General features: G+C 59.6%; 23 protein-coding genes. 3 read left to right on the forward strand and 20 right to left on the reverse strand.

Going from position 1 to position 23448, the window contains the following annotated elements; all coding sequences use genetic code 11:
• Window positions 1–9: 9 nt before the first annotated feature.
• The 6 genes from ASC96_RS00140 to ASC96_RS00165 form a co-directional block, all read right to left on the reverse strand.
• The gene (locus ASC96_RS00140) at window positions 10–1251 is read right to left on the reverse strand and encodes an FAD-binding oxidoreductase (protein ID WP_060500225.1); all 1242 of its coding nucleotides are present in this window, start codon (window positions 1249–1251) and stop codon (window positions 10–12) included.
• Entirely contained in the window at window positions 1251–1973 is a 723-nt protein-coding gene (locus tag ASC96_RS00145) for an amino acid ABC transporter ATP-binding protein (RefSeq protein WP_060500227.1), read from the reverse strand. The genes ASC96_RS00140 and ASC96_RS00145 overlap by 1 nt, the downstream gene beginning before the upstream one ends.
• Complete coding sequence (locus ASC96_RS00150) at window positions 1966–2619, reverse strand: amino acid ABC transporter permease (protein WP_060500229.1); 654 nt, start codon at window positions 2617–2619, stop codon at window positions 1966–1968. The genes ASC96_RS00145 and ASC96_RS00150 overlap by 8 nt, the downstream gene beginning before the upstream one ends.
• A gap of 12 nt (window positions 2620–2631) precedes the next feature.
• The gene (locus ASC96_RS00155) at window positions 2632–3297 is read right to left on the reverse strand and encodes an amino acid ABC transporter permease (RefSeq protein WP_037109417.1); all 666 of its coding nucleotides are present in this window, start codon (window positions 3295–3297) and stop codon (window positions 2632–2634) included.
• Window positions 3298–3365: 68 nt separating this feature from the next.
• Window positions 3366–4172, reverse strand: a complete 807-nt coding sequence (locus tag ASC96_RS00160; RefSeq protein WP_060500230.1) for a transporter substrate-binding domain-containing protein — start codon at window positions 4170–4172, stop codon at window positions 3366–3368.
• Window positions 4173–4343: 171 nt separating this feature from the next.
• On the reverse strand, window positions 4344–5861 hold the full coding sequence (locus tag ASC96_RS00165; protein ID WP_060500232.1) for an aldehyde dehydrogenase (NADP(+)): 1518 nt from the start codon (window positions 5859–5861) through the stop codon (window positions 4344–4346).
• A 140-nt stretch (window positions 5862–6001) separates the two neighbouring features.
• Between ASC96_RS00165 and ASC96_RS00170 the strand changes: the two genes are divergently transcribed.
• Window positions 6002–7036 (forward strand): Ldh family oxidoreductase, encoded by a 1035-nt coding sequence (locus ASC96_RS00170; RefSeq protein ID WP_060500233.1) that lies wholly within the window; start codon window positions 6002–6004, stop codon window positions 7034–7036.
• A 100-nt stretch (window positions 7037–7136) separates the two neighbouring features.
• Here the strand turns inward: ASC96_RS00170 and ASC96_RS00175 are convergent, their stop codons facing one another.
• From ASC96_RS00175 to ASC96_RS00185, 3 genes are all read right to left on the reverse strand, one after another.
• The gene (locus tag ASC96_RS00175) at window positions 7137–8096 is read right to left on the reverse strand and encodes a dihydrodipicolinate synthase family protein (protein ID WP_060500235.1); all 960 of its coding nucleotides are present in this window, start codon (window positions 8094–8096) and stop codon (window positions 7137–7139) included.
• A gap of 122 nt (window positions 8097–8218) precedes the next feature.
• Window positions 8219–8923: a GntR family transcriptional regulator gene (locus ASC96_RS00180; RefSeq protein WP_060500237.1), complete on the reverse strand. Its 705-nt coding sequence runs from the start codon at window positions 8921–8923 to the stop codon at window positions 8219–8221.
• A gap of 177 nt (window positions 8924–9100) precedes the next feature.
• Window positions 9101–9766: a GntR family transcriptional regulator gene (locus tag ASC96_RS00185; RefSeq protein ID WP_060501320.1), complete on the reverse strand. Its 666-nt coding sequence runs from the start codon at window positions 9764–9766 to the stop codon at window positions 9101–9103.
• A gap of 227 nt (window positions 9767–9993) precedes the next feature.
• Between ASC96_RS00185 and ASC96_RS00190 the strand changes: the two genes are divergently transcribed.
• The gene (locus ASC96_RS00190; RefSeq protein ID WP_060500239.1) at window positions 9994–11025 is read left to right on the forward strand and encodes a proline racemase family protein; all 1032 of its coding nucleotides are present in this window, start codon (window positions 9994–9996) and stop codon (window positions 11023–11025) included.
• 264 nt (window positions 11026–11289) lie between these two features.
• Here ASC96_RS00190 and ASC96_RS00195 read toward each other — a convergent pair whose 3' ends face one another.
• The 8 genes from ASC96_RS00195 to ASC96_RS00235 form a co-directional block, all read right to left on the reverse strand.
• Window positions 11290–11604 (reverse strand): EthD family reductase, encoded by a 315-nt coding sequence (locus ASC96_RS00195; protein WP_060500242.1) that lies wholly within the window; start codon window positions 11602–11604, stop codon window positions 11290–11292.
• A 731-nt stretch (window positions 11605–12335) separates the two neighbouring features.
• Window positions 12336–13955: a dihydroxyacetone kinase subunit DhaK gene (locus tag ASC96_RS00205; protein ID WP_060500245.1), complete on the reverse strand. Its 1620-nt coding sequence runs from the start codon at window positions 13953–13955 to the stop codon at window positions 12336–12338.
• Window positions 13956–13965: 10 nt separating this feature from the next.
• A complete protein-coding gene (locus ASC96_RS00210) occupies window positions 13966–14961 on the reverse strand; it encodes an ABC transporter ATP-binding protein (RefSeq protein ID WP_060500247.1) in 996 nt (331 codons plus the stop codon).
• Window positions 14954–16051, reverse strand: a complete 1098-nt coding sequence (locus tag ASC96_RS00215) for an ABC transporter ATP-binding protein (RefSeq protein WP_060500249.1) — start codon at window positions 16049–16051, stop codon at window positions 14954–14956. The genes ASC96_RS00210 and ASC96_RS00215 overlap by 8 nt, the downstream gene beginning before the upstream one ends.
• Window positions 16052–16053: 2 nt before the next feature.
• Window positions 16054–16242 (reverse strand): hypothetical protein, encoded by a 189-nt coding sequence (locus ASC96_RS00220; RefSeq protein ID WP_060500252.1) that lies wholly within the window; start codon window positions 16240–16242, stop codon window positions 16054–16056.
• On the reverse strand, window positions 16239–17180 hold the full coding sequence (locus tag ASC96_RS00225; protein WP_060500254.1) for a carbohydrate ABC transporter permease: 942 nt from the start codon (window positions 17178–17180) through the stop codon (window positions 16239–16241). Before ASC96_RS00225 ends, ASC96_RS00220 begins: the two co-directional genes overlap by 4 nt.
• A complete protein-coding gene (locus ASC96_RS00230; RefSeq protein WP_060500256.1) occupies window positions 17177–18124 on the reverse strand; it encodes a sugar ABC transporter permease in 948 nt (315 codons plus the stop codon). The genes ASC96_RS00225 and ASC96_RS00230 overlap by 4 nt, the downstream gene beginning before the upstream one ends.
• Window positions 18125–18227: 103 nt before the next feature.
• Window positions 18228–19565 (reverse strand): extracellular solute-binding protein, encoded by a 1338-nt coding sequence (locus ASC96_RS00235; protein ID WP_162246305.1) that lies wholly within the window; start codon window positions 19563–19565, stop codon window positions 18228–18230.
• A gap of 277 nt (window positions 19566–19842) precedes the next feature.
• Between ASC96_RS00235 and ASC96_RS00240 the strand changes: the two genes are divergently transcribed.
• Window positions 19843–20865: a LacI family DNA-binding transcriptional regulator gene (locus tag ASC96_RS00240; RefSeq protein ID WP_060501324.1), complete on the forward strand. Its 1023-nt coding sequence runs from the start codon at window positions 19843–19845 to the stop codon at window positions 20863–20865.
• A gap of 34 nt (window positions 20866–20899) precedes the next feature.
• Here ASC96_RS00240 and ASC96_RS32370 read toward each other — a convergent pair whose 3' ends face one another.
• The 3 genes from ASC96_RS32370 to ASC96_RS00250 all read right to left on the reverse strand — a co-directional run bounded on the left by ASC96_RS32370 (window position 20900) and on the right by ASC96_RS00250 (window position 23375).
• The gene (locus ASC96_RS32370) at window positions 20900–21094 is read right to left on the reverse strand and encodes a hypothetical protein (RefSeq protein ID WP_156397332.1); all 195 of its coding nucleotides are present in this window, start codon (window positions 21092–21094) and stop codon (window positions 20900–20902) included.
• Window positions 21095–21124: 30 nt separating this feature from the next.
• Window positions 21125–22540: an LLM class flavin-dependent oxidoreductase gene (locus ASC96_RS00245; RefSeq protein ID WP_060500258.1), complete on the reverse strand. Its 1416-nt coding sequence runs from the start codon at window positions 22538–22540 to the stop codon at window positions 21125–21127.
• A gap of 442 nt (window positions 22541–22982) precedes the next feature.
• A complete protein-coding gene (locus ASC96_RS00250; protein WP_060500261.1) occupies window positions 22983–23375 on the reverse strand; it encodes a hypothetical protein in 393 nt (130 codons plus the stop codon).
• Window positions 23376–23448: the final 73 nt, after the last annotated feature.

Below are 23448 nucleotides of genomic sequence, written 5' to 3' on the forward strand. Positions count from 1 at the left end.
AAGACCTTATCAGAAGCGTTGAGGCGAAAGGGATGTAATGTCGATGGCTGGTGTCTTACCAGTCAAAAGATCGGCGACCAAACGGGCGGTGCCTGCCGATTGCGTCAGGCCGAGATGACCGTGCCCGAAGGCGTGGATGACCCGGGGCGTTGACCGGGCGCGGCCGATGGCGGGCAGGCTGTCGGGCAGCGAAGGACGGAATCCGAACCACTGTTTGCCGCCCTCAGTCTTCAGGCCGGGCAGGAAATCCTTGGCCTTCTTCAGCATGGCTTCCGAACGGCGGAAATTCGGCGGCAGTTCCAAGCCACCCAGTTCGACGGCGCCGCCGACACGGATGCCGGTGGACAGGCGCGTGACGACAAAGCCGTGACCACCAAAAGTAACCTGAGTCCGTAGATCGAACGCATCGGCGTGCAGCGTGGTGTTGTAGCCACGTTCGGTTTCCAGCGGAATGCGCTCATCAAGGCTACGGGCAATACGGTGGGAAAAGGCACCTGCCGACAGCACGACCTGCGATCCACGGCGAATTTCACCGCCTTCGGCGATGATCTCGACACCATCCTCGACCGGCCGCAGCGCGGTCACATTGGCGCGCTCCAACACCCCACCCTGGCCGCGGAAATAATCTGCCAGCGCAAGCGTGTAGAGTTTGGGATCGGCAATCGAAAACCAGCCAGGTGTGAAGGTTCCGTGGGTAAAGCGCGCATCGAGCCCCGGCTGGATATCGGCCATGCGGGATGCGTCGACATGGTAGAATTCGATACCGTGTGCTTCACGGACTTTCCATCCGGGCAGCGAGGCATTCAGCTCCGCCTGACTTTCGTAGACCTGCAGATTGCCGTCCTTGCGCAGCATGGGCAAAGTGCCGGTGCGCTGCAGGAAAGGCTCAAGCTCGGCCCTCGAGAGGTCCATCAATGCCGTCTGCACTGTCGTGGACTTTTCCACCTGCGCAGGCGAACACGCCCGCCAGAAGCGGAACATCCATGGGGCAATCTTGAACGCGTAAGCCGGTGGAACGGACAACGGGCCAAGTGGATCCAGCAGCCATTTCGGTGCCTTTTTCAGGATTCCCGGCGACGCAAGCGGCAGGATATCCGTAAAGGCAAAGGCGCCGGCATTGCCGGCGGAGGCGCCGGCTGCCGGACCTTCACGGTCCAGCACCGTAACCGTCATCCCGCGTGCCTGGGCGGCAATCGCCGCCGAGAGCCCGACCACTCCGGCGCCGATAACAATGACGTCTGGATGCGCCATTAGCGGACGCTCGCCAGGAACGCCTGAGTATCGGGATGCTGTGGCGCCCCGAAGAGCTGATCCGGCGTGCCGATTTCCGCCATGACCCCCTGATGAAAGAAGGCGACCCGGTCAGAAACATCGCGGGCGAAGGCCATCTCATGGGTGACGCAGATCATCGTCATGCCCTCTTCGGCAAGCATTTTCAGCGTGTCGAGGACTTCGCCGACCAGCATCGGGTCGAGCGCCGAGGTGACTTCGTCGAACAGCATGTATTCCGGCGACATGGCCAGTGCGCGGGCAATCGCCATGCGCTGCTGCTGGCCGCCCGACATGCGGCTCGGATAGACTGTCAGCTTTTCGCGCAGGCCGACATGGGTCAGCTGCTTCACCGCGATCTCTTCGGCCTTTTCCTTGGAAAGGCCGAGCACCTTGCGCGGCGCCAGCATGACGTTTTCAAGCACCGTCAGGTGCGGGAAAGCATTCCATTGCTGGAAGACGATGCCGACCTTGCGGCGCAGCTTGTTGAGATCGGTATCCTTAGCATGAACAACCGTGCCATCGATGGTGATCTGCCCGGCATTGATCGGCTCGAGGCCGTTGATGCAGGTCAGAAGCGTCGACTTGCCCGATCCGGAGCCGCCGATGATGGTGACAACCTCGCCCTTGTTCACGGTGAGGTTAATCCCCTTCAAAACCTCCAATGTGCTGAAGGATTTGCGAACGTCTTTAATTTCAATCATTGGGGGACCACCGTTTTTCGAGATACCCGCCAAACCGGGCGATGGGGAAGCTGATGACGAAGTAGATTACGCCGCAGATCAGAAGGATGAACAGCGGCTCCTGCAGGCGGGTAACCAGAATCTGCGACGCGCGCAGAAGCTCGATAAGGCCAAGCCAGAGAACCAGAGCAGAATCCTTCATGACACCGAGCGTCAGGCCGATCCACGCGGGAAGCGAAACGCGGGTGGCAAGAGGCGCCACGATATAGCGCATGTCCTGCCACCAGGTCATGCCGAGCGAACGGGCCGCGCGGCGGGTCGTTGCCGGGACGGCTTCAATGCCGCCGCGGATGATTTCCGAACAATAGGCCGCCGTATAGAGCGACAGGACCACGCAGGATGTGGTGAAGGGCGCCCAGCCAAGCTTGGCAATGGCCTGGATCGCGTTGCCAAGCACGAGCTGGATCAACAGCGGCACCGAGCGGAAGACATCCAGCACGAATGTCAGCGGTGCGGCCCAGACGGCACCCAACTGGACACGAAGAACACCGAAGATGATTCCGAGCACGGTACCGGCGGTCACGGACACTGCGGTGACCGCAAGGGTCATCGCCGCGCCTTGCGCCAGAAAGGCGAGGTCATTCCAGCTGAGGGTGGTATCAAACATCTCTCACCTCTCTCAGTAGCGGAACATGCGCGCGGCAAGCAGGCGCGCGGCAAGTGTCACAAGCTTGGCGATGATGTAATAGATCACCGCGGCAAGAGCGAAGAATTCGAAGGTGCGGAAGGATCGCGCGTTGAGTTCCTGCGTGATACCAGCCAGATCGGTGTTCATGCCGACGGTGACACCCAGCGATGTCATCAGGATTGCCCAGACCATCTGGTTGGTGACCGGCAGGAAGGCGATACGCAACATCTGCGGCAGGACGATCAGCCGGAAGGCCTGAACCGGCGTCATACCAAGGGAACGGCCTGCGCGGGTCTGGGTGTCTGGGATAGCTTTCAGCGCACCGCGAAAATTTTCCGCCAAATAACCCGCGTTGTTAAACGCGATGCCGACCAGAAGTGCCGTGTAGGGGCTGAGATGGATGCCGAAATTGCCGAGGCCGAAATGGGCCATGTAAATCTGGAACAGTGCGGGCGTGTTGCGCGCGATCTCGACCCAGGTGGTCGCAAATCCGCTGAGGATGCGATTGCCTGAAAGGCGAAACGCGGTCAGGGTCAAGGCAAGTGCCAGCCCGATAACCATCGACAGGAGCGCGATCTGCAGCGTGACGAGAGCGCCGTCCAGCATCTGCGGCAGCGCTTTGAATGCCTGGTTCCAATGAAAGGTGTAATTCAACATTGCCGTTTCATCTCCTGGAAAAGGACAGCGGCGCGAGTGTTACCCGCGCCGCCAGCGAAACGATTTGATTAGCGATAAACGCCATTGACCGAAAGGGACGGAACCTCGCCGCCAACCCACTTGCCATACAGCTCGGCATAACGGCCGGTACGAACCTGCTGGTTGATGAAGAGGTTGAGGTAGTTGATCAGCCCGTATTCCTCGCGGTTGGTGAACAGCGCAACGTAGTCGATATCGAACGGCGCCTTGCCGACGACAGCGATGCCGGGGAACTTGCCGGTCTTGACGTTGGCCTGTGCTACCGTCGAGGTGGAAACGGTCGCATCGAGCTGGCCCTGGCTCAGCGCCAGGAACACGTCAGCCTGCGTCTGGTACGGACGGAACTCACCGGCGCCCCAGGCCTTGACCTGTTTTTCCAGAGCAATGGCTTCATAGGTGCCGGCAGTGGCGCCGACGACCTTGCCCTTCATGTCTTCAAACGACTTGACGCCAGACTTCTCGTTGGCAGTTACGGCCATTTCAAAGGCGAAGTAAGGAACGGTCATGCCGACGGTCTTGGCACGCTCAAGCGTGTCGGAGGTCGAGGCAACGCCGACATCGACGCGGCCGGACATCAGGGCAGGAATACGCTCGGGGAACGGTGTTTCAACGATTTCGGCGGTGACGCCGAGGGCCTTGGCCAGATCGTTGCAATAATCGACGTCGAAGCCGATCGGATTGTTGCTTTCGTCACGCGATCCCATCGGCGGGAAATCCAGCACGACGGCGCAACGCAATGTGCCCGAGGAAATAATATCGTCCAGCTTATCGGCGTGGGCCTGGCTGGTCAGAACGGTTGTAGCCAGGAGGCTGAACGCGAGGACCGAAAATTTCATCTTAATCTCTCTCCCTAGATTGATGCGCCGATCTGCGGCAGGCGCACTATTTCGATTCATTGCGTGCAAATCAATGATAAAATACAAAACGTATACAAAAAGTACGCAAATATTCGTCTTCACTGACTTGCACGCAACATTCGGAAACACAAGGCGGGCGCAGCCGCACGATTATTTAAGCAAATCCTTAGGCAATAGCGCCTTCGGCAAATTCTGGTAGGACACCGGCCGCAGGAACCGGCGGATCGACATGGTGCCGACGCTGGTCGCCCCGAAGTTGGTAGAAGCCGGATACGGACCACCATGGACCATGGAATCGACCACCTCGACACCTGTCGGGAAGCCGTTGACGAGGATGCGGCCAGCCTTCCGCTCCAGCAGCGGAAGCAGCCGTTTCGCTGCGTCAATGTCGGCGTCATCCATGTGCAACGTCACCGTCAGCTGACCCTCGATCGCCCGCGCGACGCTTTCCATTTCCTCCTGCGATTTCACCCGCACCAGTAGGCCAAGCGGGCCAAAGACTTCTTCGCTCAGCGCATGATCGGCCAGAAAACGGTCGCCGGTCGTTTCGAACAGGTTGGGAGACGCGGCACGGCCGGTTGATTCCGTGACCAGCAACGGCTCGACCGTGTTGCGGGCGGCAAAACCTGCCTGTCCGTCATGATAAGCCTTGGCAATTCCATCGGTCAGCATGGTCTGCGGCGCAACCTTGCCCAGCGCCTCGACGGCGGCCGCGGCAAAGCGGTCAGCATCGGCACCATCGATCACAACGGCAACACCGGGATTGGTGCAGAACTGCCCTGCCCCCATGGCCAGCGAACCTGCCCAGCCCTGACCAAGCGCCTCCGCCCGTTCCGCGACCGCGGCAGGCAGCAGGAACATCGGATTGACCGAGCCGAGCTCGCCGAAGAACGGAATCGGTTCAGGCCGTGCGGCGCAGAGATTGAACAGAGCGCGGCCACCGGCCTGCGAACCGGTAAAACCGACCGCCTTGATCAGCGGGTGCTGCACCAGCGCGTGCCCGACATCGCGGTTACCACCCTGAATGAGCGAGAACACGCCCGGGTGAACACCAGTACTACGAATGGCCGCTTCAACCGCCTGTGCGACGATTTCACCCGTACCCGGATGGGCGGAATGTCCCTTCACCACGACAGGGCAACCGGCTGCGAGTGCCGCCGCCGTATCGCCACCCGCCGTCGAGAAGGCCAACGGGAAATTTGACGCGCCGAACACCGCAACCGGACCGACAGGGCGCTGCATCAGGCGAATCTCTGGACGTGGAGCTGGCTGGCGGTCCGGCAAGGCCGCGTCGAAGCGGCGGTCGAGATAATCGCCGCTTTCGATATGGCTGGCAAACAACCGCAACTGGCCGGTCGTGCGGCCGCGCTCGCCGATCAGGCGGGCTTCGGGCAGGCCGGTTTCCTGGCTGCCGATTTCCGTGATCTCGTCGGCGCGCGCATCGATCTCGTCGGCGATGGCGCGCAGGAAGGCAGCGCGGGTGCTGCGGTCGGCAGCGCTGAAACTCCAGAACGCAGCTTCAGCGGCTTCGCAGGCACGATCGACCAGTTGTGCGGTTCCGATGGCGAACTGATGCACCGGCCCTTTGGCGGGCGAGGATGCAAAAGTACCGGCTCCATCGAGCCATTCGCCTGCGACAAGGTGTTTTCCGCTGGGGATGAAGGGCATGGACAGATCCTTTTTTCGAAACTGGCGCGCAAGCGGCAGGCTATGCTGGGCCGGATTATGTTTGGCAAACTTGTATACTTTTTGTATGCAGGATATCAACTCATTTAGATGTTACTGCGCCTAAAAAGGAGGGGCACACTATGAGCGATACCCACACCCTGACGATCGCCGATCTGGAGGAGCGCGTAAAAGCCGTCTTCATCAAGGCCGGGCTGAGCGCGTTGCAAGCCGCAGCCATTACCCGCGTTATCGTTGCCGCCGAACGGGACGCCTGCAAATCGCACGGCATCTACCGGATCGAAGGCGCACTGCGCACCGTCAAGGCCGGCAAGGTCAACCCGACCGCCAAGCCCGAACTTCTACCACAGCAGCGGTCTGCTGTCGTCAAGGTTGATGCGAAGGGCGGCTTTGCCAATGCGGCGTTCGAACTGGGCCTCCCGGTTCTTGCCGAACGCGCCCGCTCCAGCGGCATTGCAGCCCTCGCCATCAATGACTGCACCCACTTCTCCGCCCTTTGGCCGGAAGCCGAGGCGCTGACAGAGCTCGGGCTGGCCGGTATCGTCATGTGCCCCAGCTATGCGACAGTCGCACCAAGCGGTGGAACGAAGCCACTGCTCGGCACAAACCCGCTGGCTTTCGGTTGGCCACGCCCGGGCAAATCCCCTTATGTCTTCGACTTCGCGACATCGGTTGCGGCGCGCGGCGAAATCGAGCTGCACAGGCGAGCCGGAAAAGCTCTGCCGGAGGGCTGGGCGATCGATGCCGATGGTCAGCCGACCACGGACCCGGAAGCAGCGCTCGCCGGTGCCATGTTGCCGTTCGGCGAACACAAGGGCTCGGCGATCTCCACAATGATCGAGCTTCTGGCCGGCATCATGATCGGCGACCTGACCAGCCCGGAAGTGCTGGATGCGCTTGGCTCGACTGCCCTTGCGCCCGCCCATGGCGAGCTGATCATCGCGTTTTCTCCCGAAGGTTTTGGTGGGGATCGTCCAGGCAATCCGTTTGCCCGGGCCGAGGTTCTGTTCGAGGCAATGGTCGGCCAAGGCGCACGCCTGCCCTCGCAGCGCCGCTACGCAGCGCGCGCGAAATCGCAGACCGGCGGCATCATCCTGACCGCTTCCGAGATGGAGCAGTTGGACCGGCTGCACGCGCTTGGATTGGACGCTGTCTAACAGCATCCCGTCACCGGCCTGCGCAATCACCGCAGGCCCCACAAATGCGAAGGCCCTCTGATCACTCAGAGGGCCTTCGTTAATTCAGGAGAGCGTCAGCTCAGCCCTTGTACTTCTGGACGGCGCCGGGAAGCTTGCTCCACTCGGCATACCAGCCGTTGAACAGCTTGAACTGAGCCTCGACATAGCCGCGCTGGCTTTCGGTCAGCGCATCGGTCGCGTTGAAGTGCAACGTGTATTCCTTGTCGCCCTTCAGCACCATCATGTGCTTGAAGTAGAGAACGAGGTCTGCACCTTCATCGAACGAGGACAGGACGGCAAGCGCCTGTTCCAGCTCTAGAGCGCGCAGACGCGCATCGGCGTCACCTTCGGCAGCTGCTTGCGACAGGTTGCAAAGGTGCAGGACTTCCTTCGGAAGAACGTTGCCGATACCGGTGATAGCACCAGTCGCACCGCAATTGACGAAACCGTGGAACACGGCAGTATCAACGCCGATCATCAGCGAAACACCGTCCTGGCTGGTGATGTATTCGGCCGCGTAACGCATGTCGGCCGCGCCACCGAATTCCTTGAAGCCGATGAGGTTCGGATGCTCGGCGCGCAGAGCGAAGAACAGGTCAGCGCGGGTGGCAAAACCGTAATAGGGGCTGTTGTAGATAACGGCCGGAAGGTCCGGAGCTGCAGCGAGGATGGCCTTGAAATGGGCCTTCTGTGCTACGACGGAAGAGCCGCGCGACAAGACCCGCGGAATGACCATCAGGCCCTGGGCACCAACAGCCTGGGCATGCGCGGCATGCTTGACGGCCAGCGCACTGTTGACGGCGCCCGTACCGACGATAACCGGAATGCCGGCCTTCACCAGGCGCTCAACGCCTTCCATCCGCTGCGCGTCTGTCAAAAGCGGCCAATCACCCATCGAGCCGCAATAGACAACGGCCGACATTCCCTGGGCAATCAACTCTTTTCCCTTGCGCACGAGGGCGTCGAAGTCCGGGGTACGGTCTTCTTTGCAAGGGGTCATCAGCGCGGGGATCACGCCAGAAAAGATTTTGGCCGTCATAACAAACTCCTTTTGACCTTGCCGGACGGGCAGAGAATGGCGCGCACCTTTGCAGCCCCGATCCTGTGCCTCTGGAGCCATATTGCACGTTGTATATTATTTGTCGACAAGAATTTTATCGATCAGAGCGCCACGTCGAGCCTGTCTTCCCGGGCAAACAATTTCTGGATCTGATGAACGATCTGCTCAGCGTGCAATTTCGCCAGACGGTCTGCTTCCTCGATGTCGCGATTGGCAATGACGGCGATAATATCATCGTGCTCTTCGACGAAACGCTGCGGCAACCGGTCGTCGTAAGACTGATAGTACAGCCTCAGCATCCGCCGCCCCTCGTCCAGAAGCCGGTTGAACAATCCCGTGAAATACGCGTTGCGACCCGCTTCGGCGATGGCAGAGTGGAACGCGGCGTTGGTGGCGATCATCGCCAGCGCGTCCTGCGCCTGCACTGCAGCGGCGAATTCGGCCTGATGCGCGCGGATTACCTTCAGGTCTTCCGGCCTGTGATATTGCGCTGCCAGCTTCGTGGTGACGCGGTACATCAGCACAAGCGCATCGAAGAAGGTGTGCATGTTGAGAAAGTCGATATTGGCAACCATCGTCGAACGGTTGGGCAGCGTATCGATCAACCCTTCGCCGGCGAGCCGCACCAAAGCCTCGCGGATCGGGGTTCGCGACATCTTGAAGCGTTCGGCCAGCTGCACCTCATCGATCGGGCTGCCGGGCGGCAGCACGAGATCAAGAATCTCGTCGCGCAAGAGGTCGTAGACCATCTTGACGCCGGAGCCGCGCTTGCGTTCGGGAATGGGGCTGGTGTCGATATCTGTCATGTCATCAATCCTGTGTCGACAAAAGGAATACTTTTCCCTGTCTGCAGGATCAACCGTTTCCGCAAGCGCGATCGGCAAAGGTGGCAACAAACTTGGTGATGATGCGTTTTTGCGACTTCAACCAGTCCGTGCGAGCGCCATCCCGCCCCGGGTTCCCGTCTCAGGCATTGCCCGCCGTCAGGCCCGCTGATCTTTCAGAAAGGCAACAAGGGACCGTCCGGCATCCAGAACGTGATCCCGCGTCAGCCGGGACGCAAGGCTGGCATCACCGTTCAGGCAAGCCTCGAGAATAGCTTTATGCTCACGGTCAGCCCGCATCACCCCATTCGTCAGCGTCAACTGCGCCCGCAAATAACGATCGATCCTGTCGAGCGATGTACGAACGATCTGCAGGTAGTAAGGCCGTCCGGATGCCGCATAAAGACTGTAGTGAAAACTCCGGTTGATTTCGCCCCACCGGGCGGAATCGGTCTCCCGGCTGAATTCCTCGCAGTATCTGCGCGCAGCAGCCAAGGCATCCTCACCGAGATTTGGCACGGCAAGCCGCATGACCTCGGCTTCCACAAAAGCGCGGAATTCGAAGATTTCGTCGATCTCTTCGATCGAAAGCCCGGCGACCACTGCACCCTTGTAACGCTCTGTGGTGATCAACCCATGCTGCTCCAGCCGCGACAGAGCCTCGCGCACGGGAATCCGGCTGGTATTGAACATCTGCGCAATCTGATCCTGCCTGAGATTCTCGCCTTCGGCGAGGTCACCCTCGATGATCGCCTTGCGCAGCGCGTCATAGACAATATCGGCTGCGGATGCGGCCTGCCTGACATCGACGGCGGCAAGTTTCATGAATTCAAATCCCGTTGTTTCAAGCGCGGCGCGCGGTGTCAGTTCCCATCCTTGGGTCATAGGTGCAATTCGGGATTCAGGCAACGGAGCGGATATTCTCAGCCGATCCATTTTTGATATTGTATATTGGATCCAATTTTTCTAACAGTGGGACACAGGCTCTGCTACCCGCTACAATCTTCTTGGGCAGATGGCGGCCGGATCGCAATTTTTTCAGGGAGCAGACTATGCGCAGCAGCAAGGTAATCCACATCGTTTCCTGCCATGCCGAGGGCGAGGTTGGCGACGTCATCGTTGGCGGGGTCGCGCCGCCACCCGGCAAGACCCTGTGGGAACAGCGGAAATTCATTGCCGAGGACCAGACGCTGCGCAACTTCGTGCTCAACGAACCGCGCGGCGGCGTATTCCGGCATATCAATCTCCTGGTACCACCGAAGGACCCGCGGGCGACGATGGGCTTCATCATCATGGAGCCGGAGGACACGCCGCCAATGTCGGGCTCCAATTCCATCTGTGTCTCGACCGTTCTGCTTGATACGGGTATCGTGCCGATGCAGGAGCCGGAAACCAGAATGGTGCTGGAAGCACCGGGCGGCTTGGTCAACGTGGTTGCCGCCTGCCGCAATGGCAAGGCTGAGCGCATTACTGTTACCAACGTGCCTTCCTTCGCGGCCAAGCTCAATGCCAGGCTCGAAGTGGAAGGTCTTGGCACGCTGACAGTCGATACCGCCTATGGCGGCGACAGCTTTGTCATTGCAGACGCGCGTTCTCTCGGCTTTTCGGTCACGCCCGACGAAGCTCGCGAACTGGCCGAAACCGGAATCAAGATCACGCGCGCCGCCAACGAACAACTCGGGTTCTCCCATCCCGAAAATCCGGAATGGAACCATATTTCCTTCTGCCAGCTGACCTTGCCGGTCGAAGAGCGCGACGGCATGCTGCATGGGCGCAATACGGTGGTGATCCAACCGGCCAAGCTCGACCGTTCGCCAACGGGCACCGGTTGCTCGGCACGCCTGGCTGTGTTGCACGCCCGCGGCCAGATCAAGCCGGGACAGAAGTTCCGCGGTGAATCGATCATCGGGTCGCATTTCGACTGCCAGATTGTCGGCGAAACGACCGTCGGCGGCCAGAAGGCGATCGTGCCCGAAATCTCCGGCCGCGCCTGGGTGACCGGCACGCATCAGGTCATGCTCGACCCAGCCGATCCATGGCCGGCCGGCTACCGCCTCGCCGATACCTGGCCACGCAAGCAATAGGAAACTGCCGACGCCGAGGGCTCTGGATATTGCAGAGCCCTCGGCGTACGCGATGCCTGGGCTGTCTGGGTCACCGACCTATAAAGCGCATCCAGATTTTGGCCGAAGCGAGTTTGACGAGAGTAACGCAGTTTTCGCTTTGACGGTAACGGCACGTTCCCGATCGTCGACCGAGTCGGCACCGGCTACATCACCATGGATCAGATGCGCCAGCACTACGCCGGTCCCGGAAAGTTCAACGCCACGCCTGACGCACCGAAGGCCTTACCCTTCAACGACTTCGCTGATCTGCACGATGGGGGCGATGTCCGTATAGCGGGCGACGTCCGCGGAGATTTCCGCGCGGTGGGGACCCAACGCCTCCTGAAATGTCGCCAGACTCGGCGAGTAGACGTGGCACGCCGCGACAAACTGCGGCGCGCTTCCTGGTTCGCGACCCGCAAGGCCCTTGTCGATCTCGTAGCGCAGGCAGGCATCGCCGAGCCGTTCCTGGAGCAGTGGCATATGGCGGGTGCGGTAGTAGTCGTGATCGAACTTCGAGCCACCATCGGCCGGATAGTAGACGCTCATCTTGATCATGGTCGGGCTCCTGTCTGAACGCCGAGCGTTCGAGGGGCCTTTCTAGCTCACCGACGTGTAAAGCGCATCCAGATTCCGGCTGAAGCGAGCTTGACCAGAGCAAGCAGTTTTCATTGTACTTTCCGAAGCGGGTGCGACCGCACGGAAGCCCTCTAGCATTGGAAGCCGAAAATCGCAGATCTTATCGGAAAGGCATGCTGTTCGCGCGGCATGCGCGCTCTGGGGCGTTGAGATCGCTTTTCACCCTCGATAACGTGGATGTAGCAAATGAACGCCTCATCCGCGGCCCGCATCAAAGCGTCAGGGACCACATCCGCCGGCCCGGCTCCCTGGAGAGCATCCAGGCAGGCCTCAAGTGCATTTGTGTAGGCACCGCCAGCGGTCGATGGCCATTGGTGAATCAGCATCGCCGCCGCATCATCGACGGATTCGACCATTTTGTATCGCTCTCCAACACCCATGAGCAGCCAAAGTGGAGGAAAATGGCGCGACTTGTCCGGACTCATGACACAATTCCTCGCGTTGCGTTTGTATATTAGCAAATACGCAAGAAACATTCCAGTTAAGCCGGGGGCGCGCTGCCGCTGCTTATCCAACAATCCGGGTTAGGCTGCGCATCCGGTCCGGCCCCAAGCAAAACGATTGTGTAGAAAGAAGCCGTCGCAAAGAAATGCAACGCATCTGCGGAGGGTGTGGAAGCGTTTCCGGACAACGCTTCCACACCGGTAGACTTAAGCCGCCAGATGTTCAAACAGCCGTGCCACCGCCTCCGCACCAGGATCGATATGACCTTCGAGTTGTTTCGCATTGATATAGGCGGCTCGTCCGGCCTTGGCCTTGAGCATGGTGGCCGTGAGGTTCGCGCCAGCGCGTGCGGCCGCGGCCGCCGGTTTGAAACCCTTCTCAAGCGCATCGAGCGCCGGTGAAAGTGCGTCCACCATCGTCCGGTCGCCGAGGTGGGCACCGCCGATTTCCTGCATACGGGCAAGTCCCGCCTTTAGTGAATCGGCCATCGGCAGACCGCTTGAGGCGGCATCACCGGCGGCCGCAAAGAAGATGGCGAGCAGAACACCGGACGATCCGCCCATCGTCTGGCTCAATTCCTGGCCGATGGCGCGATAAAGCTGGGTGTGATCCGAGAGCGGCATGCGGTCGATGGCATTGATGAGCGCGCGCGCAGCGCCTGCGAGCGTGGATCCTGTGTCGCCGTCACCGGATTTGGCATCCAGCGCGTTCAGATCCTCTTCGGCCGAGATCAATACCTTGCAGCAATTGATCAGGAAGTCGCGCGTCTCCTGATGGTTGGACGGTTGGGGTGTGATCGGTGTCAGTCCGTCCGGCAGCATTTCGATCCGGATGGGTTTGACGGCCGACAAGCCAGGCCAGGCCGCCATCGTAACCGGTGCGCCCAATGCCTCTATGTCCGCCTCGTCGGCTGGATAGAGCGAGATGGAAAAGCCCTGCATGTCGAGGGATGTCATCATCGGCGCCGGTCCGACGACATGGGAAATCCGGTTGCCGATCGACGAAGCGATCAGTTCGTGGGTCAGCACCGACATTTCGAGGGCGGAGGTGCCACCAAGATTATTGATCAGCGCAACATGCGGCCTATCCTCGATGGCCGCGGCCAGTTTGCTGACGACTGCTCCCATCGCCGTTCTTGCATCGACAAATGCGATCTGTTCCACACCGGCTTCCCCATGGATACCGAGCCCCAGCTCGGCCATACCGGCAGGAATACGATCTTCCTTCGGCGAGCCAGGAACCGTGCACGTGTCCAGCGACATGCCGATACTTTTTGCTCCAGTGATCACGCGCCGGGCAGCGGCCGTTACCGTTTCGAGATCCGCGCCTGCCTGCGCAAGCGCGCCCGCGATCTTGTGGACGAAGAGCGTTCCCGCCACGCCGCGCGCCTGCGGCAGGTCGGGCAGAGCAACGTCATCGCCAACGATGACCATGTTGACATTCAGGCCAAAAGCGCGCGCGCGCTCAGCCGCCAATCCGAAGTTCAGCCGGTCACCGGTATAGTTCTTGACGATCAACAGACATCCAGCCGGACCTGTGACAGCCAGAATGCCGGCGAGAACCGCATCGACACTCGGCGAGGCGAAGACGTCGCCACACACGGCCGCGGTCAGCATTCCCTTGCCGACGAAACCGGCATGCGCCGGCTCGTGTCCAGAGCCTCCGCCGGATACCAGCGCCACCTGCGACTTGTCCCAATCGCCGCGCAGAACCACGCGAATATGCGGATAGCCGTCAAGACGCACCAAAGAGCCGCCGCTGACGGCCAGCAGACCATCGATCGCCTCGGTGACCACGTCTTCCCGCTTGTTGATGAACTGTGCCATATCTGCTCCCTTACCCTAAGCGCATGCCGTCCGCGTCGAAATAGAGCGGCTTGTCCGGCTGGATTTTGACGATGTCTCCGCTCTTCAGCCTGGTATCGGCGTCGGTCACGGTGACGATGTCGTTTTTCTTGAATACCAAATGAAGGCGCGTCTGGTCGCCGAGATGCTCGACCCGTTTGACCAGTGCCTCCTGACCGTCGCCCTGGGTGATATGCTCAGGGCGCAAGCCGATGCTCACCGCTCCCGGCGGCGAGCCGGGGAACGTATCGGCGGCAAGCACATTGATCCGCGGCTGACCGAGCCTTGTCGCGGTGTAGAGGCTCACCGGCCGCTCATAGATTTCGCGCGGCGAGCCAAACTGCACCAGCCTGCCTTCGTGAAGAACGCCGATATGGGTCGCCATCGTCATCGCCTCGATCTGGTCGTGGGTGACGTAAAGCAAGGTGGCACCCGAATTGGCTTGGATACTCTTGAGTTCGATGCGCAGATCGGCCCGCAGCTTGGCGTCGAGAGAGCTGAGCGGTTCGTCCATGAGATAGATTTGCGGATTGCGCACCAGCGCCCGGCCGATCGAGACGCGCTGCATCTCGCCGCCCGAAAGATTGGTCGCCTTGTTGTCGAGCTTGTGAGAAATCTGCAGCATCTCCGCGATCGATTTCACCTTGCGGTCGATATCTGCCTTCGAAGTCCTCAACAGAGGTGATTTCAACGGGAATTCGAGGTTCTGGCGCACGGTCAAATGCGGATAGAGAGAATATTGCTGAAACACCATCGCGACATTGCGCTCGGCGGGCGTAAGGTCCCTGACGGAGCGGCCGGCAAAATAGATGTCGCCACTGTCCGGCTTGTCCAGACCCGATACCATGCGCAGCGCCGTGGTTTTCCCAGCGCCGGTCGGCCCCAGGAGAACGACGAAGGAACCGCCGGGGATCGTCAGGGACAGATTGTCGAGCGCCGCGTGGCCGGCAAATGTCTTCGTCACATTTTCAAGAACCACATCAACCATGACGCAAGACCCTCTCATTGGCTTCAGACAGCAGCGCCTGCCCTTTCATATCGTCGAAGATGGTCAGCGTTTGCGGATCGAATTCAAGACCGATGATCTCGCCCGACGTTACGGACTGCTTCGCAGGCGTGCGTGCCTTGATCTCCCCGTTGGGTGTGGCCATCGTGACGATCTGGGTCGTGCCGAGATATTCCGTGGCGAGCACCCGTCCGCGGTAGGCCGAGGCATCGGAAAAGCGGATGTGCTCCGGCCTGACCCCCAGCGTCAACTTTCCGCTGGCCCCCTGACGCGACAAGGGAACCGTAACCCGGTGTCCGGAAAGCTCGATGACATTGCTTCCGATACCGATCATGCCGTCAAAATCGAAGAAGTTCATCGCCGGGGAGCCGATGAACTTGGCCACGAATTTGGTGGCTGGCCAATCATAGATGTCCTGCGGCTTGCCGAACTGTTCAACGACGCCGTGGTTCATGACGACGATCTTGTCGCCCATCTGCATCGCTTCAAGCTGATCATGGGTGACGTAAACCGTTGTCGCGCCGATGCGATCGTGAAGGGCGCGCAGCTCCTCGGCCATATGTTCGCGAAATTCCGCATCGAGGGCACCAAGGGGTTCGTCCATGAAAAAAGCCTTCGGCCGGCGCACGATGGCACGGCCAAGCGCAACGCGCTGGCGGTCACCGCCCGACAGCCCGCCGACCGGCCGGTCGAGAATATTCTCGATCTTGAGGATACGCGCCACCTCTTCCACCCGCGTTTTCGCCTCGGCGCGAGACATTCCCTGGCTCAGCAGCGGATAGGAAATGTTCTTGCGTACATTCATATGCGGATAGAGCGCGAACATCTGGAAGACGAAGGCAATATCGCGTTGACTTGCCGGCTTCATGCCGACTTCCTCGCCATCGATATAGATTTCACCGCTGGTCGGCAGTTCGAGGCCCGCCATCATGCGCAACGTTGTGGTCTTGCCGCAACCCGACGGTCCAAGCAACATGAAGAACTCGCCGTCCTCCACGGTGAACGAGGAGGACTGGACAGCAGTGAATGCTCCGAACTCCTTGCGCACATTCTGAATTCTGATCTGTGCCATGGTTACTCCGGAAAATGACTGACGATGATGAACATCACGGTGCCCACCAGGGTGACGATGAAGGACGCGGAGTACAGCGACAGGGCGAATGGTTGCATCAGCATGAACACACCGAGCGCGATGAGGATCGATGCGACCATCTCCCAGGCGCCGCGCCTGAACCCGCGCAATCCCTTTATGAATTCCGTCATTTGCGGACAGCTCCAAATGTAATGCCGCGCAGCAGGTGCTTGCGAAGGACAATCGTGAAAATCATGACGGGCACGAGAAACAGCGTCGCGCCTGCGGCCACTGCTGGCCAATCCTGACCGCCGACACCGATGATGGTTGGAATGAAAGGTGGCGCGGTCTGGGCCGTGCCCGAGGTCAGGAGAACGGCGAAGGCATATTCGTTCCAGGCAAAGATCAGGCAGAAGATTGCCGTCGATGCGATGCCGGTCATGGCCTGCGGCAGGACGACCTTGTAAAACGCCTGGAAGCGCGTGTAGCCGTCGATCAGCGCCGCCTCTTCGTACTCGATCGGAATCTCGTCGATAAACCCCTTGAGGAGCCACACCGCCAGCGACAGGTTGACGGCCGTGTAGAGCAGGATCATGCCGGCATGAGTGTCATTCAGCCCGAGAGACCGGAACATCAGGAAGATCGGGATGGCGACGGCGATCGGCGGCATCATGCGCGTCGACAGGATGAAGAACAGCAGATCATCCTTGAGCGGAACCTTGAAGCGCGAGAAGGCATAGGCCGCTGCCGTGCCCAGCACGATGCACAGAACGGTCGAGCCGAAACCGATGATCATCGAATTCGAAAACCGCTCCAGGAAGCGCGATGGCCCGGCAATCACGAAACCATCCTTGCGCACGATACGGTCATACCAGGTGTTGGGTTCGCCGAGCTCCTTCAAATCCTGCTCCGTCGCCCGGGTGCGGGTAGTGAACAGGTTGACATAACCTTCAAGGGTTGGCTGGAAGACGGTCTTGGGCGGATAGGCGATGGCATCTGACGGTGACTTGAAGCTCGTCGCGATGATCCATAGGAGTGGCAGGATCGTGATCAGGGCATAGATAACGACAAGCGTTCCGGCAGCCCATTTCTGACGAACGGAAGGTTCTGTAACGGAATAGCTGCTCATCTTTGCTTCACCTTGTTCAGGGCTTTGACGTAGATCGACGCGAGGCCGAAGACTGTCACGAAAAGGATGACCGCGTAGGCCGACGCATATCCAGTGCGCCACTTTTCGAAGGCTTCCCGCTTAAGGTTGATGGACGTCAGTTCCGTGATCGACCCAGGCCCTCCCCCCGTCAGCTGAACCACGAGGTCGAACATCTTGAAGTTCTCGATGCCCCGGAAGAGAACTGCAAGCATCAGGAACGGCAGCACCATCGGAATGGTGATCGTCCAGAACTGCCGCCATTTGCTGGCGCGGTCGCACTCGGCCGCCTCGTAGATGCTGCTGGGGATGGAACGCAGGCCCGCCAGGCAGATCAGCATGACGAACGGCGTCCACATCCAGGTATCGACAATGACAATCGCCCAAGGGGCGAGCGAGACGTCGCCGATCATCGAAAAGGCGGAAGGGTCCGTACCAGTGAGATAACCGACCGCGTAATTGAACAGGCCGATTTGCGGCTGGTAGAGGAATGTCCAGAAATTGCCGACCACCGCGGGGCTCAACATCATCGGCAGGACGATGACCGTCGTCCACAGGTCGTTGCCGCGAAATTTCTTGTTGATCAGATAGGCCAGCGCGAAGCCGATCAGCACCTGCAGGACGATAGTCCAGATCAGGAAATGCGCCGTCGCCTGCATCGTCTGCCAGATATCCCCGTCCGTGAGGACGCTGATGTAATTTTTCAGCCCGACAAACTGAACCTCGGCATTGGGGCGGTTGACCCGGAAATTGGTAAAGCTCAGCCGCACTGTCCATATCAAGGGAAAGATGTTGACGGCGAGCAGCAGGAAGATTGATGGCGCCACGAACAGCCAGGCGATCGCTCTATCGGAGAGCCCTTGGCTGCGTTTGGACACGACAGGCGACGTTTCGCCCACGGCCCGGTCGGCCGATGAATCGAGCATGGTATTCCCCTAAATCAGAAGCAGCATAGTTCGCAGGACCGGCTGGCAACCAACCGGTCCTGCACAGACACCCGGAACCGCGGGGAGGTCACGCGGTCAGCGTCTAGTACTTGCCTTCGTCTTCGAAGATCGTCTTCCAGTCATCGACAAGACCATCAAGCGCTTCCTTGGCGGTGCCCTGCCCGGCAATGACGTAGTTGTGGAAGCGTTTCTGCGACGCCTGCAGCAGCGAGGCATAGGACGGCTCGGCCCAGAAATCCTTCACGATTGCCATGGAATCAAGGAAGGTCTGGGCATAGGGCTGGCTTTTGGCAAAACCCGGATCCTCGACCACCGCGCGCAGCGCCGAATACCCACCCAGCTGCCACCACTTGGCCTGGACGTCAGGCTGGGCGAACCACTTGATGTATTCAAGGGCTGCATCCTGCTTTTCGGAAACAGCAACCACCGAGATGCCCTGTCCGCCAAGCTGAGCGAACTGCTTGCCATCCGGCCCCGCCGGGTTGGGGAAGTAGCCGGACTTGTCGCCACCGACATTGGGGTCAGCATTGATGCCAGGCCAGGTGAAGGCGAAGTTCATCTGCAGCGCCACCTGGCCGGATTTATAGGCGTCGATGTTCTCCGACATATAGGCGTCGGATGATCCGGGAGGAGCGCAGCAATTGTAGAGCTCCTTGTAGAACTCCAGTCCTTTTACCGATTTGTCGGAATTGACATATCCGTCGAGTTCGTAGGGCTTGTCCGGGTTCTGGTATTCGAAGCCGTAGCTGTAGAGCACGTCCATTGCGCCCATGGTGATGCCTTCGGAGCCGCGTTCGGTATAGATCGCGGCGCCATACACGGTCTTTCCGTCAATCACGCGGCCCTGGAAGAATTCCGCGATGTGCTTCAGTTCTTCGAAGGTTTTCGGAACAGCAAGATCGTGGCCATATTTCTGCTTGAACTCGGCCTGCAGCTCGGGCCGCGAGAACCAGTCCTTACGGTAGCTCCAGCCGACGACATCGCCGAAAGCGGGAAGCGCCCAGTAGTTCGGCGTTCCCTTGGGCCATTCGGAATAGCCCGTGACGGTTGCCGGAATGAAGTCGCTCATCTTGATGCCTTCTTTGTCGAAGAAGTCATTGAGCTTCACATACTGGCCATTTTCTGCCGCGCCGCCGATCCACTGACTGTCACCGATCATCAGATCGCACAGCTTGCCGCCGGAATTCAGCTCGTTGAGCATGCGGTCTGCGAAGTTTGGCCAGGGAACGAATTCGAAGCTCATTTTATGGCCGGACTTGGCCTCAAAATCCTTGCTGAGCGCTACCAGCGCATTGGCCGGATCCCAGGCAGCCCAGCACAAGGTCAAGTCTTCCGCCTGAGCCGATGTTGCCGCTCCCAGCGACATCAGTCCGGTCACGACGCCGGCCGCTAATGCCGATTTCAGATATGAACGTGGCATGAAATCTCCTCCCTAGTGACACTCCGACCTCCATCGGCACGTGTCTGAACGCTCTTGGCGAGCACAACTAAGGCCAGCCCAGCGGACAAGCCCTCCCTCCAACACCCGGCTTCGCAGTCTGTCGACCGCCTTCGCCGCCGTCGTTGGCATGGTATAACTGAGGTGCGCACCTCAGTGCAAGATGATTTTGAGGTGCGCACTTCAATTTCTTGCTTTTTTGCGCAGACTGATGGAAAACAGGATCGGGCCAATGCGTAAGAACGGAAGACTATAGATGATACGACCCACCGCGAAGGATCTGGCCGAAGCCGCCGGCGTCAGCTTGGCAACGGTCGACCGGGTACTGAACGACAGGCCGAATGTCAGCGCCCGGGCGTCACGGAGGGTTCATGAGGCCATTGAAAAAATTGGCTTTGTCCGCAATCTCGCCGCAGTGGCTCTTGCCCGCAACAAAATCTATCGGTTCCGCTTCGTCCTGCCGAGCAAGGGAGATCAATATCTGCAGGAACTGCTTCAACGTGTGGCCGAAGCAAGCCGGACACTCAAATCCGACCTGACGGAAATTACCGTTGATCAGATTGCGACCGACGACCCCTATCAACTCTCACGGCATCTGGCGGCGATCGAAACCGAAGACGTGGATGGCGTTGCCGTCATGGCGCCGGAATCGCCACAGGTGCGCGATGCACTCGGCCGCCTGATGACGCGCGGCATTCATCTTGTCCAGTTTCTATCCGGCCAGGAAAAATTGAAGACCGCGGATTTTGTCGGCGTCGACAACTTCGCCGCTGGCGCAACCGCCGGCAGGATCATCGGCCGCTTCCTCGGCAACGAGCCCGGCAAGATCATGATTGTCGCCGAAACCATGGTGGCGCGCGACAGTATCGAACGCCGCCGCGGCTTCGACAGCATCATCAACGAACAGTTCCCGCACCTGCGCGCATTGCCATCGCTTGAGACCTATGGGGACCAGAGCCGGGCAGCCGCAATCATACAAAATGTCGTTGAACGCCATCACGATATCCGGGCGGCCTATGTCCTCAGCCCGGAAAGCCGAATCCCGGTTTCAGCGATCTCGCAGCACGCCGACCTGCAGAAAGTGACTGTTGTCGTCCACGAACGCACACCGTTCAGCGAGGAAGCCCTACGCACGGGCCGCATCGATGCCATCATCGCGCAAGACCCCGGCCACGCCGTCCGCAGCGCTGTCCGCATCATGCGCGCCCGCGCTGATCTGCGCGACCCCATAGCCGCGCAGGAAAAAATCAGGATCGAAGTTCTGCTGAAAGAGAACCTGTGAGCAAAACATCCAGGCGGGCCGCAACGGGCTTCCGTTAAATCCAGAAATGCGGCGATGCCTGGATACCGTTGAGGTAGAACCGGCCGAGATCATGCGCACAGGGTCGAACGCGCACCAGCAAAACCTCAACCTTCGCAGTGATTTCGTTCCAGCCAGCGCTTCGTAGCGCGGTCTGCATAGCCGTTTCTGCACATGTTTCCGGCTGATGGTCGGCGCGAGCGGCAGGCATGGCGTGACGTTCGAGAAAACGTGTCGCCCATCACGCGCCAACCGTCTTGAGCTTGTGCTCGGCCTGCAATTCACGCCGTTTGACCGCCTCGATGTCACGATAACCGTCAGCTGGATGGGTCTTGGGCAAGTAAGGTCCGTCACCGAACAGCTTTTCCCTGAGCGTCCCCGGCTTGTAGGCCGTGGGGTATGCGCCGCGCTTCTGCAATTCCGGCACGATATGGCCGACGACATCCTCAAAACTGTCTGGTGTCACCGCATAGGCTATGTTGAAGCCGTCGACACCGGTATCCTCTACCCACTCCTGCAGGATGTCGGCAATCCGCTCAGGTGAGCCGACGAAGACAGGCCCCATGCCGCCGATGCCGCCGAACTGTGCGAGTTCATCGATCGTCCACGATTTGTCGCCGCCGGCAATGTGCTCGACGAAGGAGTGGATCGCATTGGTTTCGATCTTCTCCACCACGTCAGTCCGCGCATATTGGCCAAAGTCGATACCGCTCCAACCAGACATGAAGGTCAGCGATCCGTCATAGGAGACGTAGCTCTTGTACTCCTCGAACTTCTTTTGCGCCTTCTCTTCGGTTTCGCCGGTGATGATGGTGATCAGCGTGTAGATAAACACCTTTTCCGGATCGCGGCCCGCCTGGGCGATGCGTTCCCGAATGTCGGCGACATAGCCCTTGAGCACTGATCGGGTCGGGGCGGCGACAAAGATGCACTCGGCATGGCCAGCGGCGAAAGACTTGCCGGGGCCTGACGCGCCGGCCTGATAGAGCACCGGCGTCCGCTGCGGCGAAGGCTCGCTCAGATGATAGCCCGGCACATCGAAATACTTGCCCTTGTGGCCGATCTCGTGAACCTTGGCCGGGTCGGTGAAGATGCGCTTCTCGCGGTCGCGCAGAACCGCACCCTCTTCCCAACTGCCCTCGAAGAGCTTGTAGAGCACTTCGACATATTCATTGGCGACCTCGTAACGGTTGTCATGGCCGCGAAGACCGCCTTGGCCGATATTCTTCGCTCCGCTCTCCAGGTAAGACGTTACGATGTTCCATCCGACCCGGCCTTTGGTGTGATGATCAGCCGTCGCCAGCCGGCGAGCGAAGGTGTAGGGGTGCTCGAACGAGGTTGATGCCGTGATGCCGATGCCGAGATGCTCGGTGGCGAGCGCGATCGGGGCGGCAAGCTGCAGCGGATCGTTCACGGGGATCTGCGCCGCCTGGTGGATCGCATGATAATTCGACCCCTTGTAGACGTCGTAATAGCCGATGACGTCGGCGATGAAGATACCATCGAAGATGCCGCGCTCCAGAGTACGGGCCAGATCCTGCCAATAGTCGAGATCCTTGTATTTCCACGACAGGTCGCGCGGATGCGACCACAAGCCCGGCGACTGGTGGCCAACGCAGTTCATGTCGAAAGCATTGAAACGGATTTGACGGGCCATGGATATCTCCGGTTTGCAGACTGACAGCATTGGAAATGCCGCCATAACCCGGACAAAAATAGTCGTAAATCGCCACAAATACAGATAATCTATGTTTTTTATATTCTAAATGGGGGAATCGAATTCCAGTGCGACGCCTCCCGATGAGACCCCGCAAGCCTTAAGTGATGATCGATGTGGTAAGCATTCGCAGCGCGAAAGATAGCGGCGAAACGCTGCGGCCCCGCGCGATCGGCCCATATGTCCGCAACCTGTATGTAGCGATACGGATTGTTGCGAAAAACTGAGATATAGATTGCTTCATTCACTTCAGCATTAGGACAGGTGCTACCTTTGCCGCCGATTGAAAACACCGGCAGTCCGAGGTGGCTTAAAACAAAACCACCGCCTCAAGACGATTGTCGAGGCGGCGGTAAACGCACGAGAGAAACGTTGGTCGCGGCTAAAAGGCCTCGAAATCTCCCGCAGCTTCGGTCAGCGGCTGCGAATGGCCATGCCGCAGCATGCCGTTGCCGAGCGACTTCTGCATATCGGCAAGCTTGACGAGATTGAGGGCGGTGGTCACATCGACAAGCCACGACTGCGGAATGGCCGCGGTGACGGTGTCGATGAACTCCGCAAGCCCGCGTGTCTTCTGAACGGCCAGATCGATCCCCTGCAAGACCTTTATCCGATCAGGCGATTCCAGAACCGCCTCGCCGTGGATATCGCTGAGCATCGGCTCTATCCGCTCGATGAGATAAGCCACATCGTAGAGTTCCGAAACGATGCGCATCATCACGTCCGGGAGTGCCTCATCGACGTGAGGCATATGGCTCTTCATTTCAGTCAGCATTTCACGCCCTCACGCTGGCAACCAATGCCGTTCGGAACTACCCCCACCGAACGGCTACGCTAAACACTTTGCC

The organism is Rhizobium sp. Root1204, assembly GCF_001424965.1.
GTDB lineage: Bacteria > Pseudomonadota > Alphaproteobacteria > Rhizobiales > Rhizobiaceae > Pararhizobium.